Origin of the sequence: Pseudomonas bharatica CSV86 (assembly GCF_000319305.2) — a bacterium.
GTDB lineage: Bacteria > Pseudomonadota > Gammaproteobacteria > Pseudomonadales > Pseudomonadaceae > Aquipseudomonas > Aquipseudomonas bharatica.
On sequence record NZ_AMWJ02000008.1, the window covers coordinates 1 to 13958 of the forward strand.

Below are 13958 nucleotides of genomic sequence, written 5' to 3' on the forward strand. Positions count from 1 at the left end.
CTTCGGGCCGCTGCTGGCCTGGCTGCTGTTCGTGATGCCGGGCTGGATGTAGGCCCTGCGCAGGTGGCGGCCGCAGTCGTCACCTCACCTCTGCCGGCATGCGCTGCGGCGTTCCTATATGCTCACGGGCAGCCCCTTCCTGCCTGGACCCGAGTATGCAAATCGACGAAGAGCTGACCCTGAAGAAGCTGGAAATCTTTCTCTCGTTCATGGCCACAACGGCAACCTGCCCGCGCGCCAGCGAGCTGGAGACCAGCAGTGTCAGCGTGCACAGGGCCATCCATTCGCTGGAGGAACGCTTTGCGCTGCCCGCTGTTCAAGCATGAAGGGGCGAAGCTGACGCCGCTGGAAAGCGCCTATGTGCTGGAGGAAAAGGCCCGCAAAGCTGACCAGGACGCCGGTGAAATGGTGCGTCTGACGCGCGAGGCTGCCGGCTTCTCGTCCGAGCGCTTTCAAGCTCGGCGCCTTGTATTCGCTGACGGTGAAGACCGTGCCGCAACTGGTCATGGGCCTGAAGCTGCGGCGCAGCGAGCTGAATATCGACCTGATCCTCGGCTCCAACGTCGACCTGATGTATCGCCTGAAAAACTTCGAACTGGACGCCATCCTGGTTTCCCTGGACGAAAGCACCAGCGACCCGGTCTGCGAGCAGTTGCCGTTGTTCTCCGACGATATCTTCCTGGCCGTGCCCACCGACTCGCCCTTTGCCCTGGAAGCCGAGGTGGACCTGGCCGATCTCGCCGCCTCGACCTTCATTACCTTGGCCCAGGGCTTCGCGACCTACCGCGATGGGGTGCGGGTGTTCGAGCAGGCCGGGTTCAAGCCCAACGTGGCCATGCAGGTGACGACATCTTCACCTTGCTCAGCATGGTCAGTTCCGGGGTGGGCTACGCCTTGCTGCCGGGGCGGATCTCGGCGGTCTATGAAAACCGCGTCAAGCTGATCCCGCTGCAGCCGCGCTATCGCCTGCAGCAGCATATCGGCGTGATGTTCCTGAAGAGCCGCGAGCGGGACCCGAACCTGCTGGCGCTGGTTGCTGAGTGCCGTATGTACAGCCGGGGGCGTGAAGAGGGTGAGAAGGTTCGTCAGGAGGTTGCGTCAGGGCTTATAGGTGCTCGCTTGGCTTTTTCTGGCGTCCTTGAGATTGAGCGCCGCCCGCGCGGCGCATCGCTGGCAAGCCAGCTCCCACATTTGTTGCAACGTACCTATGCCAGCCAGGCCATGGTTGACCGCTCTGTTTGTATGACTCGATATCGCGCCGAACCCAATAGCCATTCCCACGATGGATCGCCGAACATCCAAAGGCTGGCAATGGAGATCTCACAGGCCATGGCGCGTTGCAACAAATGTGGGAGCTGGCTTGCCAGCGATGCGCCGCGCGGGCGGCGCTCGATCTGGAAGCGCTGCAGATCCATCGGCTAGCACAGAACCGCACCTGCGATCATGACAAGGAGGTATCTGCCTCCCTGCGCAGTAGTGCATCCAGGGTATCCGCACGGGCGTCCTGGCAGGGGATCACGGTTCCGGGTTGAACACAGGCCGGGACAGGCCGCTGAGCACGGCGCCGGGTGGCATCTCCACCAGCAGGCGCACGCCCCGTTCCCAGGCGGTGCGGACGGTCGCCGCCCAGTCGACGCGGCGGCACATGTTGAAGGCCAGGTCGTCGCGCAGGGCCTCGGCGGTGGCACAGGCCTGGCGCTGTTGCTGCTCAGGAACCTGATACCGGGTCGACGCAGGGGACCGGCGGCGAAAGCCTGTGCCAATTCCCTGCCGGCGATTCCAGCAACGGCAATGGGACGGCACGCTCATGGCCAGGCGCCTGGCCGCGCGAGCGCCCATGGCCAGGGCTCGTTGGGCGAGCCGTTGCATGGCCTGGTCATCGCCGGCGATCACGAACTGTTGCTCGCATTGATATTGGCCAGGAACAGCGGCTCGCGCTCGCCTCGATCAGTCGTTCGACGCTGCCCTGGTCCAGGCCGATCAAGGCGGTCATGCCGTAGCCAGCGGGGTAGGCGCGTTGCATCAACTCGCCGCGCAGGGCCACCAGGCGCACTGCGTCGGCGTAGTCCAGGCGCCGGCGATCACCGCTGCCGGGTAGGCACCGATGGACAGCCCGGCAACGTAGTCCGGTGGCGGATTGCGTTGCAGCAGCCCGCGCGCGGCTGCCACGCCGGCCACCAGCAGGCACAGTTGCACGGCGCGAGTGGAGGCCAGTGCCTCGCGGTTGTCGAGGCCCAGCAGGGACTCGCCGAGCACATCGCCGGCTTCTTCCAGGCAGGCCCGGCCCGAGGCGTCCTGCACCAGGCCTTGGAGCATTCCGGCGCGTTGCGCGCCCTGGCCGGGAAAGGCGAACAGGCTGCTCATGCCGGCTGCTCCGCGAGGTGCCAGGGATCGCTGACCAGGCGGCGCCGTCGCGGTGCTTGAGCAGCACCCTCGCACTGTCGCGTGGCCCACTCGGCCAGGGCCACGGCGCCGTTGGGCGTTTCCAGTTGCAGGTCGATGCGGCAGGCCATGGCCTTCAAGGCCTGGCCCAGGCTTCGGGCTTCGCCACGGCTGATGGGTGTCGGAGTACGCAGCAGCAGGTCGAGATCACTGTCGGCGTGCAATACCGTCAGCCCGGTCGCCAACTGGTAGGCGACGCCACCGGTAGGGCCCCAGTCGAGCCGGTGCCGTCCAGGATCGGTGTTACCTGGTGCAGGGCAACCAGCGCTGGCAGGTCCGCGGGCCGTTCAGGCGCAGGTCCTCGGGCGGCGCCGGCAGCGCACCGCGCCGTCGCCATCCAGGCCGCCAGGCGCTGCCCGCGCTGGTCGCCGCGCACGCCGACCGGCACCGATCCCGCTTCGCCGCTGGCCCGGCGCACCACCACCGGCAAACCGGCGCCCAGCACCTGGCGCGCCCAGTCCGGGGCATCTTCGGGCAGTTGCGGGGGGCATGCCCCACAGCAGATCGTGCGCGCGAAGGTGCTGTTCATCCGAGTTACCACTGGCCCGCAAGCGCTCGCGCACCCGCGACGACATCGCCCGGTTCGGTGCGCCGAGGCGACCGCGCAGGTCGGTGCTCGTGCCGATGTCCAGCACCGCGCGGGCCAGCACCTCGTTGACCCTGGCAGTATCCGCCGCACCGGGCTGCTCGATGCGCTCGACCTTGACCCGCTCCCACAACAGCCCCAGCGAGGCATAGCTGGCGATGTCGTAGGCCATGGCGGGACGCTGGCGGCCAGGGCTTCGAGTTCCTCGACGCTGCGCAAGGTGATGCGCGCGGCGGCGGCCTTGCCCATGGCATGCACCATCACGCCGTCGTCGTCCAGGGCGATCAGGCGCTGGGCCTGGTAGCCGTGGGCCAGGAAGGCCCCGACATCGCCTTGCCGACCAGCAGGGCAATCACCGGGTGACCGGCGAGCCGGGCGCGGGCATAGGCATCCACTGCGCCGGCCAGCGCCTGGTGGATACCCAGCGCCTCTTCGCGCCGGCCATAGGCTGGCTCGGTACATCGACCACCGCCACCAGCACCCGCGGGTAGCGCCGAGGTCGGCCTCGATGGCTTCGTCTATGGCCTTGGCCAGGCCCCAGCCTTCGAGCAGGCCGACCTCGCCCTGGCGGGCCCGGGGGAACGGATTGCGTGCGTCCGGTACCACCGCCAGATAGCGCGCGGGGCGGTTCGCCAGCTCGCCATCGATGACTTTCACCGAGGCGGGAAAGCCCGGCAGTTCCTGCCCGGCGGCCAATGCGCGCAGCCACTGGTATCCTCGGCTCATTGCAGTTCTCCCTGGTAGATGCGCGCACGCGGCGCGCGTCCAGCTGTTCGCAGTCCGCCCCGAGCTTGTTCAGCAGGGGCAAGGAAATCGGCATGGCGCCGGCTACGGGGCAGGGCGGGTTCGCCGGCGGCGAGGGCGTTGGCCAGCGCCGTACGCAACTGTTCGACATCGTCTGCGATGTAGCTGTCTGCCAGTGCGCAGGCATGCCGTTGTTCGCCGCCGGTGAGGCTCCAGATGAAGGGCCGGTCGCGGGAGTCGTATTCGTCGATGCCCGCTTCCTGTTCGATCACCTGAGGGCCATTGAGGCCGAGGCGCGCTTCGCGGGTGACGATCAGGTGACTGCACAGCCCGGCAGCGATGGACATGCCGCCAAAGCAACCGACGGCGCCGGCGACCAGGCCGACGACCGGCTGGAACTGACGCAACTCGACGATCGCCGCCTGGATCTCGGCGATGGCCGCCAGGCCCAGGTTGGCTTCCTGCAGGCGTACGCCACCGGTTTCCAGCAGCAGTACCGCGGCGGTGGGGATGCCCTTGCGGTTGTCCTCGACCGCCAGTTCAAGGGCGCCGGCGATCTTGGCACCGCCGACCTCGCCCATGCTGCCGCCCTGGAAGGCGCCCTCGATGGCGGCCACCAGCAGCGGCCGGCCGTCCAGGGTGCCCTTGGCGATGACCACGCCATCGTCGGCCTGGGCACGATGCCCTGGCCGGGCAGCCAGGGCGACATCAGGCGATCGAACGGCCCGAGCAGTTCGCGCATGCTGCGGCATCGAGCAGCGCCCGGGCACGCTCGCGGGCGCCGAGTTCGACGAAGCTGCGGCTGTTGAGCAAGCGGGCGACGTCAGTCATGGGCAATCTCCTCGAAGCCTTGTTCCAGGCGCAGGCGCACCACACCCGGGGTAGCGCCGAAGTCGTGGATGTCGATGTTCATGGCCGGCGGCAACTGCTCGTGAACAGGCGCTGGAACAGCTGCTCCCAGCGTGGCGCGCTGCCGTTGACCGAGGTGACCACGGTGATCGCCAGCACGCCGTGCGCGCCGGGTTCGAGCAGCACTTCAAGATCGCCGGAACCGACGCAGCCCACCAGGGCACGGCCGGCGCCAGGCTCGCCGGCGGGAAAGGTGAAAGACAGGGTTTCCATGTTCAGAGGCTCCCGGCGTTATCGAGGAACAGGCAGGCCGCCAGCAAGTCGGCGCGCCCCTGGCGAGGCGTTGAGGGCCAGCAGGCTGGCGTCCAGTTCGCGCAGGCGGCGGCGCCCGGCAAGGCTGGCGCTGCCGCCGGCATCGAGGATGGCCCGGGCGCCTTGCTGCATGGCGTGCAAGCCCTGCGGCCCGGCGCGCCAGAGCACGCAGGTGTCGTCGAGGGTGGCCATGATCGCCAGCAGGGCGTCGAGGCGCGCATTCTGCTCGCCCGCGCCGCGGCTGCGGCTGGCCCGCAGTTGCGGCAAGCCATGGCCGAGTACCGCCGGGAAGCCCGATTGCGCTTGTTCCCGGGCGCCGCGTGCACCGTAGCGACGTTGCACCTGAAGGCCGTGGCTGTCCGGCTGCCTTGGCGCGAAGCGGTCGTCGATCAGGGCGATGCGTCCGGCGCGCGCGGCGACTGCACTGGCGTCTTCGCCTGGCTCGCCGAGCGCACGGGCGGCGACCAGCAGGCCCAGGGCCCAGATCGCGCCGCGGTGAGTGTTGACGCCGCCGGTGGTCGCCAACATCGCGCGTTCACCTTCACGGCCAATGCGCCCGAGCGCTTCGCGCAGCGGCAGGCCGACTTCGCCCAGGGCCAGTGCGGCCTCCGCCATTTCCTTGAAGCAGGGCCAGAGCGCCAGGGCCGAGGCGTGCATCAGGCCAAGGTGCAGGTCGTGGTGGGCGCCCGTGCCGCGGCGGTCCACCAGTGCCGGTTTGGGCGACAGGTCGGCCTCGTCGATCAGGGCGTCCACGGCGGCATCGGCCAGCCAGTGGGCGAGCGGAAGCGGGGCGTGAATCAGTGTCGATACGCTCATTTACCAGCTCCTGAAACGTGCGGGCGGGTTGTACAGTCCGCCGGACCACTCGACCAGTTCGGCGATGCTCTTGGCCGCGAGCAAGGTGCGACTGGCCTGGGTGCGCTGGATGCCGAGGTCCTCGGGCAGGGCGATCAGGCCTTCGCGGCGCATGCGCTGGGTGTTTTTCGGGTCGTGGCGCAGGCCGATGGCGGTGACGCCGGCGACTGCGGCGATCATCGCCTGGCGCTCCTCGAGGCTGCGCGCCTTGTACAGGTAGGCGATGCCTTCCTCGGTGAGCAGGTGGGTCACGTCGTCGCCGTAGATCATCACCGGCGCGAGGGGCATGCCGGCTTTCCTGGCCACGTCCACGGCATCCAAGGTCTCGACGAAGGTGGGCTTGCCGCCTTCCTGGAAGGTTTCGACCATCTGCACCACCAGCTTGCGGCCCCGTTCCAGCAGGGTCACTGGCTCGGTCATGTCCAGCCAGGCCGGGGTCGCGTGGCGCCGGCCGCGTGGGTCGTGGCCCATGTTCGGCGCGCCGCCGAAGCCGGCCAGGCGGCCGCGGGTGACGGTCGAGGAGTGCCCGTCGCCATCCACCTGCAGGGTGGCGCCGATGAACAGGTCGACGGCATACTGGCCGGCCAGTTGGCACATCATGCGGTTGGAGCGCATCGAGCCATCGCGCCCGGTGAAGAACACGTCCGGGCGCTGCGCGATGTAGTCTTCCATGCCAGCTCGGTGCCGAAGCAATGCACGCTCTCGACCCAGCCGGACTCGATCGCCGGAATCAGCGTCGGGTGCGGGTTGAGCGTCCAGTTGCGGCAGATCCTGCCCTTGAGGCCGAGGGACTCGCCATAGGTCGGCAGGATCAGCTCGATCGCGGCGGTGTTGAAACCGATGCCGTGGTTGAGCGACTGCACGTTGTGCTTCTCGTAGATCCACGTATCGCCATCATCGCCATCAGCACATGGACCGGCTTGATATGGCGTGGGTCGCGGGTGAACAGCGGCTCGATGTAGAACGGCCTGTCGGCGACCACCACGAAATCGATCCAGGACGCCGGGATATCGACCCGGGGCAGGTCGCGGACATCGTCGACCAACTGGTTGACCTGGACGATCACGATGCCGTCGCTGAAGGCAGTCGGTTCGACCAGGGCCGGGGTATCCTCGGTGCTCGGGCCGGTATAGATGTTGCCCTCGCGGTCGGCCATGAAGCCGGCCACCAGGGCCACGTTGGGGATCAGGTCCACCAGCAGGCGCGAGTACAGCTCGATGTAGGTGTGGATGGCGCCGACTTCCAGGCGACCGTCTTCGAGCAACTGGCCGATGCGCAGGCTTGCGGGCCGGCGAAGGAGAAATCGAGCTTGCGGGCGATGCCCTGTTCGAACAGGTCCAGATGCTCGGCGCGGCTGACGCTGGGCATGATCATGTGCAGATCGTGCAGCTTGCCGGGGTCGGCCTTGGCCAGCGAGCGAGAGAGGAAGTCGGCCTGTTTCTGGTTGTTGCCTTCGAGCACCACCCGATCACCGGGGCGATCAACAGCTCCAGGGCTTCGACGATTCGTTCACCGGGTATCACCGCGCCATCTGCGAGGTGGCGCAGCAGATCAAGCCGCCGCTGCTTCTCGGTGCGCCGGCGCGACCACTGCGGTGGGGGGGAGGGTCTTGTTGTCATTGGGTGACTCCACGGGTCGCTTTCGTGGAGGTCAACATACGAGGGGGGGGAAAGGCATCAATCAAGATGGTTCGCGGATCATTACGCTTAAATTAACGATCGCTCAGGCTGGAACATGGCAAAAGATGTTGAAAACCCTTGTGTATCGCTCTGTCAGCTGAACAGTGAGATGTGCGTCAGTTGCGGGCGGACCAGGGAAGAAATCCGCAAATGGCGCGGGATGAAAAGGCCGGAGAAGATGGCCACGGTGCAGAAGGCGGCGCTACGGATGAAGGGCCTCGCGAAGAAGAAAAAGTAGAGCCCGGGATATATGCGCCGCAACCCGGGCCAGCAGCGACAGCAGCTTGCCGCCGACGATCTGGCTGTAGTGCGGAACCTGTGGGAGCTGGCTTGCCAGCGATAGCGGCGGTGAAGTCACTACCGCAATCGCGCGCAAGCTCGCTTATGCAGTAGGCCCACATTGACCTGTCGGGTTGTTGGTTACACCTCGAACGTATCGTGTGAGTCCCTGCAACAGCTGAGCGAAACGGTGGGCCATCACTCCACCTTCGGAAGGGCGCAGCAGGGTGCTGCTGATTTCCACCTGCAGGGTCGGCACCTGCTTGCTTGAGGCAAAGCGGGTAATTGTCTGGTTCTTTCGGCAGCGAAGTAATTATTCGAGAGGTTGGTCATTCCTTCCTGGCGCAGATGTTCAACAAGATCAACCAGAAGGGCCTGATTGCCCAATAACGATTTGCCATTCATGGTGCCGATATCGACATCGTAGGGCCTGAAATCACTGCTTCCGTGGATATCCAATACGAGTGCTGGACGTTGGCTGCCGATCAGTTCTGCCAGTTGGTTTTTAAACTCGTTGTCATCGTAATAGTTGGGATCGGATGGCGTGCGGTACTGCGTATATATCACCGTCGCACAGGTAGTTCGATTCAGCATTTGCGCCAACGCTGCAGTGCCGGCGCCATCGGAGAACCGATACTTGCCCTCCCGAAAGGTTCCGTGGCGTGGGGAGCGGTGATGATGACCTTGCTGCTGCCCTTGAGAACGACCACTGGCGACTCGCCGCTGGGCGCGGCGGTATCAGCCTGTGCGGAGATTCGGTTCTCCAGTTCGATGGCCTGCTGCACCATCGCGGGCTCGATAATGGCCCGTTGTAACGATGTTTCACGCGGTACTTCGTTGGAGTCAAATGCGTAAGCTGCCGGGCTCAGTGACGAGATGACGAAGGCGGTCATATATGCCAGTTTCATGGTGTCTCCTGCGGTGATATCCATTTCGTTGACGGCCATTTCGAATTATAGAAGTCGACGGCAGGGAGAAACTGATCGTTTTTGCCAGGGCGCGGGAAAAGTGAAAAAAGGGATACAAGGAAAAGGGAGGACGGATTATTTTTTTCGCTCCTGTTTGAAGGGCCGCATACGCGGCCCTCGCATCGGCTGTCAGCCACTTGCTCCCTGCTGTGCCAACCCGCTCAATAACGACTCCACCAACGCCTGTGAAATCTCCAATGAGTGATAGGTTGCCCAGGCCAGCCCGCCCAGCGACCGTTCGGTCTGTTCGCAAACCTGAGTGTTGGTTTCGGCTGCCGATTTCAGGGTCATGGACAGATGCACCAGCGCATCTTCGATATCGACGCCATCACAGACCGCGAACAGTGGTTTGTGGCTGTTGTTGCAGGCGCTGAACTGGGTATGGACGGTAGTGAGGCGAGGGGGATCGGGTACGAGTTTTTCATGGTGCATCTCCTTCTGCGGCCAAACTGCCAGCCCTCGCCGCGAAACGAAGGGTGGCAGCTGTACGTGGACGCGGACCGAGGCAAAGGAACCCGGCAGACCCGAGGGTCTCCCACGCACAGCCGCCATTGCACAAACGGCAGGCGCAAAAAAGCGCCTGCTATCTGGATGGCGCTATCGAAGCACCTTTCGCCAACAGACCGCGAAGTCTGTGTCGCTGGATCGCAGCGACCGGCGAAGCGTAGGCAGCAAATGCCCAGGAGCGCAACGACTGAGAAGGCGGAAAAGTATGCTTGGGAAATTGCCTACATGAAAGTCGGAACCGGTCCGAAGCTTGTAGGGTTTTTCGGCCATCGGTGAACGATCAAGCGCCTTGTGGCGCCTGCATCGCCCCCGAATTTTTGAACGACACCTCCCGGCCCGCCTCCAACGCTCATCACCGGAGGATTTCCCATGCAGCCCAAGACCGAAGGACTGGAAGAGCACGGCCCAAGCGGCGTGCCCTTCATCAACGACCCCGAGAAGCCGTTCTCGCCGCCCCTGAACGATGCCGATGCAACCGACGCCGCGGAGGCGGAGGAAGATATCGAGGACGACGGCCACAGGCGTAGCGAATCACTTGATCAGTGGTACACCGCTGAGCTTCTGCAGCTCGTCGAAGTCGATATCGGCGCAGATCTCGATGACTTTCAGGCCCTCGGCCGTGACTTCCAGCACCGCCAGGTCGGTATAGATGCGGCTGACGCAGGCGATACCGGTCAGCGGGTAGGTACATTCGGGGACGATCTTGCTTTCGCCGGTTTTGGTCAGGTGGTCCATCATCACGAACACCTGACGCGCGCCGGTGGCCAGGTCCATCGCGCCGCCACGGCGGGAATCGAGCCTTCGGCACCGGTGTGCCAGTTGGCCAGGTCGCCCTTGACCGATACCTGGAAGGCACCCAGCACAGCGATGTCCAGGTGGCCGCCGCGCATCATCGAGAACGAGTCGGCGTGGTGGAAGAAGGCACCCCCGGTAAGCAGGGTCACGTGCTGCTTGCCGGCGTTGATCAGGTCGTCGTCTTCCTCGCCCGGGGCCGGCTCGGGCCCATGCCCAGCAAGCCGTTTTCGCTATGCAGGAACACTTCCTTGTCGCCCAGGTAGTTGGCCACCAGGGTCGGTGCGCCGATACCGAGGTTGACGTACGCGCCTTCCTGGATGTCGGCGGCCACGCGCTGGGCCATCTCGGTGCGGGAGAGTTTTCTGGTGATGGTCATGGCAGGCCTCAGACAGCTTTGGCGATCGAAGAAGCGCAGCGCCGGAAACGGCGACCACGCGCTGGACGAAGATACCGGGAGTGATGATGTGCTCCGGGTCCAGTTCGCCGAGTTCGACGATCTGGTCGACCTGGGCGATGGCGGTCTTGGCGGCCATCGCCATGATCGGGCCGAAATTGCGCGCGGCTTTGCGGTAGGTCAGGTTGCCCCAGCGGTCGCCCTTGTGCGCCTTGATCAGCGCGAAGTCGGCATGCAGCGGCATTTCCAGGACATACTGGCGCCCATCGATCTCACGGGTTTCCTTGCCTTCGCCAACAGGGTGCCGTAGCCGGTCGGCGAGAAGAACGCACCGATGCCCGAACCGGCAGCGCGGATGCGCTCGGCCAGGTTGCCCTGCGGGACACTTCCAGTTCGATCTTGCGGCGCGGTACAGTTCGTCGAACACGTAGGAGTCGGACTGGCGCGGGAACGAGCAGATCACCTTGCGCACGCTGCCAGCCATGAGCAGCGCGGCCAGGCCGATCTCGCCGTTGCCGGCGTTGTTGCTGATGATGGTCAGGTCGCGGGCGCCAGTGGCGATCAGCCCGTCGATAAGCTCGGACGGCATGCCGGCAGTACCAAAACCACCGACCATGATGGTCGAACCGTCGGTGATCCCCTCCACCGCGCTGGCGATGGACTCATACGTTTTATTGATCAAAGCGGGCTCCTGGTCATTCCTGGAGTATTGATTGCCGGACTGGCCGACGCGCCACAAGGCCTGGGCCAGTCAGCGCCTGGAGTCGTTGGCTGACTTGTCCATAGCGTGCCGCAGAGAGGGCGACAAGTAGAGGGGGTTTGGCGGAATTGGTGCGATTATCGAACTGTTGTGCGATCTGCGCGCAGTGCCGTCTATATGTTCAAATTCACGATCCGTGTTCCATACCTCTCCATTTCACCCGTTGAACCCGTTCCTGCCGCAGCTATCCTCGACACCAGCCTGAAAGAACAAGAAATGGAGTACCGCCGATGTCCCTGACTTCCATAAATCCACCTGCATCATCGACGGTGTCGAGATTGCCTACCGCAAGGGCGGCGCGGGCCCGGCGCTGCTCCTGCTGCACGGGCATCCGCAGACCCATGTGATCTGGCACAAGGTCGCCGCTTCCTGGCCGAGCATTTCACCGTGATCGCCGCCGACCTGCGCGGCTACGGCGACTCCGCCAAGCCGAGGCCGACCCCGCCCACGAGTGCTATTCCAAGCGCACCATGGCCAACGACATGGTCGGCCTGATGCGCGAACTGGGCTTCGACACCTTCGCCCTGATGGCCCACGACCGTGGTGCCCGCGTCGCTCACCGCCTGGCCTGGACCATCCGCAGCGCCTGAGCCGCCTGGTGCTGCTGGATATCGCCCGACCCTGGCCATGTACCGGCAGACCAACGAAGCCTTCGCCCGTGCCTACTGGCACTGGTTCTTCCTGATCCGCCCGGCGCCGCTGCCGGAAACCCTGATCGAAGCCGACCCCGAGGCTATCTGCGCAGCGTCATGGGCGGGCGCAGCGCCGGCCTTGCACCCTTCACCGACGAGGCCTTCGCCGAATACCTGCGCTGCCTGTCCCTGCCGGCGCCGCCCGCGGGGTATGCGAGGACTACCGCGCCGCCGCCGGCATCGACCTGGAACACGACCAGGCCGACATCGATGCCGGCAACAAGCTCCAGCTCCATTGCTGGTGATGTGGGGCCGTGATGGCGTGATCGGCAAGTGTTTCTCGCCGCTGCTGGAGTGGCGCGCCATCGCCACGGACGTGCGCGGCGGCGAACTGCCGTGTGGCCATTACATCGCCGAAGAAGCCCCGGAAGCCCTGCTGGAACACGCGCTGCCGTTCCTCCGTGATGGACATGACCATGACTAGCCCAGAACGCTGTACCGGAAACACATCGACGCCCATACCGTGTGCGAGCTGGACGACCAGGGCCATGTGCTGCTGTACATCGACCGCAGGTCGCCAACGAGTACACCAGCCCCAGGCCTTCAGCGGTTTGCGCGAGGCGGGGCGCACGGTCTGGCGGCCGGCGGCGACCCTGTGCGTGGTGGACCACGTCAATCCACCACACCCGAACGGGGTGCCGAAATGGCGGACCCGGGCGGTGCGCGCCAGGTCAGCTACTTCGAGGAAAACTGCCGCGACTTCGCATCGAGCTGTTCGGCGTGCTCGACAAGCGCCAGGGCATCGAGCACGTGGTAGCGCCGGAACAAGGCTTCATCCTGCGGGCATGGTGGTGGCGGCGGGCGACAGCCACACCACACCCTACGGTGCCCTCGGCGCATTCGGTTTCGGCATCGGCACCTCTGAGATCGAGCACCTGCTCGCTACCAGACCCTGGTGTACAAGCGCCTCAAGACCCTGCGCGTGACCGTCGAGGGCGAGCCGGGCCCGGGCTGGTGGCCAAGGACATCATCATGGAACTGATCCGCCGCATCGGCGCCTCCGGTGCCACCGGCTACGCCATCGAATTCGCCGGCCCGACCATCGACGCCCTCAGCGTCGAAGGGCGCATGACCCTGTGCAACATGGCGGTGGAAAGCTGGTGCCGGGTGCCTTCATGGCCCCGGACGACAAGGTCTTCGACTACCTCAAGGACAGCCGCGGGCGCCCCGTGGCGCCGTGTGGGAGCAAGCCGTGGCGCGCTGGCGCGAGCTGTCCAGCGACCCGGGCGCGCAGTTCGATCGTGAGGTCACGCTGCAGGTCGGCGCACTGGAGCCCATGGTCACCTGGGCACCAGCCCCGACCAGGCCGCCGCCCATCGGCGCCTGCGTGCCCGATCCACAGGCCGAGCCGGACCTGATCCTGCGCCAGGACCTGCAACGTGCCCTGCGCTACATGGGCTGCAACCCGGCATGGCGCTCAGTGGCATCCCCATCAGCCATGCCTTCATCGGTTCCTGCACCAATGCCCGCATCGAAGACTTGCGCGATGCCGCCCGCGTGGTTCGGGGACGCAAGGTCGCCGAAGGGGTGCGGGCGATGATTGTCCCGGGCTCCACCCAGGTGCGCGACCAGGCCGAAGCCGAGGGGCTGGCGCAGCTCTTTCGCGAAGCCGGCTTCGAATGGCGGCAGTCGGGGTGTTCCATGTGCCTGGCGATGAACGACGACGTGCTCAGTCCCGGTGACCGCTGTGCGTCCAGTACCAACCGCAATTTCGAAGGCCGCCAGGGGGCTGGCGCGCGTACCCATCTGATGAGCCGGCGATGGTCGCCGCGGCAGCGGTAAGCGGCCATCTTGTCGATGTGCGTTCGCTGCAAGGGGAGGTGTGAGATGCAACCGTTCGTTCATGTACAAGGCGTGGCCGCGCCATTGCTGGCGGCCAATGTCGATACCGACGTGATCAATGCCCAAGCAGTTCCTCAAGGGTATCGACCGTGCCGGGCTGGATCGCGGGGTGTTCTTCGACCTGCGCTTTCTTGCGGATGGCTCGCCCGATCCGGCGTTCGTGCTGAACCAGGCACCCTGGCAAGGGGCGGCCTTCCTCGTGGTCGGCCCAACTTCGGTTGTGGCTCGAGCCGCGAGCATGCGGTGTGGGGGCT

At 65.5% G+C, this 13958-nt stretch carries 8 protein-coding genes and 12 pseudogenes; 8 read left to right on the plus strand and 12 right to left on the minus strand.

Annotation, left to right across the window (positions count from 1 at the left end):
* Positions 1-155 precede the first annotated feature (155 nt).
* Together CSV86_RS32575 and CSV86_RS32580 are read left to right on the plus strand one after the other, a co-directional pair.
* Positions 156-326, plus strand: a complete 171-nt coding sequence (locus tag CSV86_RS32575) for a hypothetical protein (RefSeq protein ID WP_240160693.1) — start codon at positions 156-158, stop codon at positions 324-326.
* Positions 327-505: 179 nt separating this feature from the next.
* A pseudogene (locus CSV86_RS32580) lies at positions 506-1422 on the plus strand (LysR substrate-binding domain-containing protein).
* Between the two features lie 19 nt (positions 1423-1441).
* Here CSV86_RS32580 and mdcH read toward each other — a convergent pair.
* The 7 pseudogenes from mdcH to mdcA form a co-directional block, all read right to left on the minus strand.
* A pseudogene (gene mdcH / locus CSV86_RS31090) lies at positions 1442-2364 on the minus strand (malonate decarboxylase subunit epsilon).
* Positions 2361-2933: pseudogene (locus tag CSV86_RS33735) on the minus strand (malonate decarboxylase holo-ACP synthase). The pseudogenes mdcH and CSV86_RS33735 overlap by 4 nt, the downstream one beginning before the upstream one ends.
* Positions 2934-2984: 51 nt before the next feature.
* Positions 2985-3754 (minus strand): annotated as a pseudogene (gene mdcE, locus CSV86_RS31100) (biotin-independent malonate decarboxylase subunit gamma); the annotation flags it as partial.
* A pseudogene (locus tag CSV86_RS31105) lies at positions 3751-4603 on the minus strand (biotin-independent malonate decarboxylase subunit beta). The pseudogenes mdcE and CSV86_RS31105, both read right to left, overlap by 4 nt.
* Positions 4596-4894, minus strand: a pseudogene (locus tag CSV86_RS31110) (malonate decarboxylase subunit delta). Before CSV86_RS31110 ends, CSV86_RS31105 begins: the two co-directional pseudogenes overlap by 8 nt.
* Positions 4895-4896: 2 nt before the next feature.
* Positions 4897-5749, minus strand: a pseudogene (locus tag CSV86_RS31115) (triphosphoribosyl-dephospho-CoA synthase).
* Positions 5750-7407 (minus strand): annotated as a pseudogene (mdcA, locus tag CSV86_RS31120) (malonate decarboxylase subunit alpha).
* A gap of 115 nt (positions 7408-7522) precedes the next feature.
* Here mdcA and CSV86_RS31125 point away from each other — a divergent pair.
* Positions 7523-7705, plus strand: coding sequence for a DUF1289 domain-containing protein (locus CSV86_RS31125; protein ID WP_009401950.1), 183 nt, complete (start codon positions 7523-7525; stop codon positions 7703-7705).
* Positions 7706-7944: 239 nt separating this feature from the next.
* Here CSV86_RS31125 and CSV86_RS31130 read toward each other — a convergent pair whose 3' ends face one another.
* The 5 genes and pseudogenes from CSV86_RS31130 to CSV86_RS31150 form a co-directional block, all read right to left on the minus strand.
* Entirely contained in the window at positions 7945-8340 is a 396-nt protein-coding gene (locus tag CSV86_RS31130) for a hypothetical protein (RefSeq protein WP_170395349.1), read from the minus strand.
* Positions 8334-8654 carry a hypothetical protein gene (locus tag CSV86_RS31135; RefSeq protein ID WP_170395352.1) on the minus strand — a complete coding sequence of 107 codons (321 nt, stop codon included), beginning with the start codon at positions 8652-8654 and terminating at the stop codon, positions 8334-8336. Before CSV86_RS31135 ends, CSV86_RS31130 begins: the two co-directional genes overlap by 7 nt.
* Before the next feature lie 189 nt (positions 8655-8843).
* Positions 8844-9146, minus strand: a complete 303-nt coding sequence (locus tag CSV86_RS31140) for a DUF3077 domain-containing protein (RefSeq protein WP_170395355.1) — start codon at positions 9144-9146, stop codon at positions 8844-8846.
* A 606-nt stretch (positions 9147-9752) separates the two neighbouring features.
* A pseudogene (locus CSV86_RS31145) lies at positions 9753-10359 on the minus strand (3-oxoacid CoA-transferase subunit B).
* Positions 10247-11092 (minus strand): 3-oxoacid CoA-transferase subunit A, encoded by an 846-nt coding sequence (locus tag CSV86_RS31150; protein ID WP_240160694.1) that lies wholly within the window; start codon positions 11090-11092, stop codon positions 10247-10249. The pseudogene CSV86_RS31145 and the gene CSV86_RS31150 overlap by 113 nt, the downstream one beginning before the upstream one ends.
* Positions 11093-11429: 337 nt before the next feature.
* Here CSV86_RS31150 and CSV86_RS31155 point away from each other — a divergent pair.
* The 5 genes and pseudogenes from CSV86_RS31155 to CSV86_RS31165 form a co-directional block, all read left to right on the plus strand.
* A pseudogene (locus tag CSV86_RS31155) lies at positions 11430-12286 on the plus strand (alpha/beta fold hydrolase).
* Between the two features lie 64 nt (positions 12287-12350).
* Complete coding sequence (locus CSV86_RS33740) at positions 12351-12788, plus strand: aconitase family protein (protein WP_376699791.1); 438 nt, start codon at positions 12351-12353, stop codon at positions 12786-12788.
* A 46-nt stretch (positions 12789-12834) separates the two neighbouring features.
* Complete coding sequence (locus CSV86_RS33745; protein ID WP_376699792.1) at positions 12835-13107, plus strand: aconitase family protein; 273 nt, start codon at positions 12835-12837, stop codon at positions 13105-13107.
* Positions 13055-13644 (plus strand): annotated as a pseudogene (locus tag CSV86_RS33750) (aconitase family protein). The gene CSV86_RS33745 and the pseudogene CSV86_RS33750 overlap by 53 nt, the downstream one beginning before the upstream one ends.
* Before the next feature lie 45 nt (positions 13645-13689).
* Positions 13690-13958, plus strand: a pseudogene (locus tag CSV86_RS31165) (3-isopropylmalate dehydratase small subunit); the annotation flags it as partial.

Excerpts from the sequence above, each read along its gene's own strand:
- CSV86_RS32575 (WP_240160693.1), top strand. The coding sequence starts at position 156 with ATGCAAATCGACGAAGAGCTGACCCTGAAGAAGCTGGAAATCTTTCTC.
- CSV86_RS31125 (WP_009401950.1), top strand. The coding sequence starts at position 7,523 with ATGGCAAAAGATGTTGAAAACCCTTGTGTATCGCTCTGTCAGCTGAAC.
- CSV86_RS31130 (WP_170395349.1), bottom strand. The coding sequence starts at position 8,340 with ATGCTGAATCGAACTACCTGTGCGACGGTGATATATACGCAGTACCGC.
- CSV86_RS31135 (WP_170395352.1), bottom strand. The coding sequence starts at position 8,654 with ATGAAACTGGCATATATGACCGCCTTCGTCATCTCGTCACTGAGCCCG.
- CSV86_RS31140 (WP_170395355.1), bottom strand. The coding sequence starts at position 9,146 with ATGCACCATGAAAAACTCGTACCCGATCCCCCTCGCCTCACTACCGTC.
- CSV86_RS33740 (WP_376699791.1), top strand. The coding sequence starts at position 12,351 with ATGTGCTGCTGTACATCGACCGCAGGTCGCCAACGAGTACACCAGCCC.
- CSV86_RS33745 (WP_376699792.1), top strand. The coding sequence starts at position 12,835 with ATGGAACTGATCCGCCGCATCGGCGCCTCCGGTGCCACCGGCTACGCC.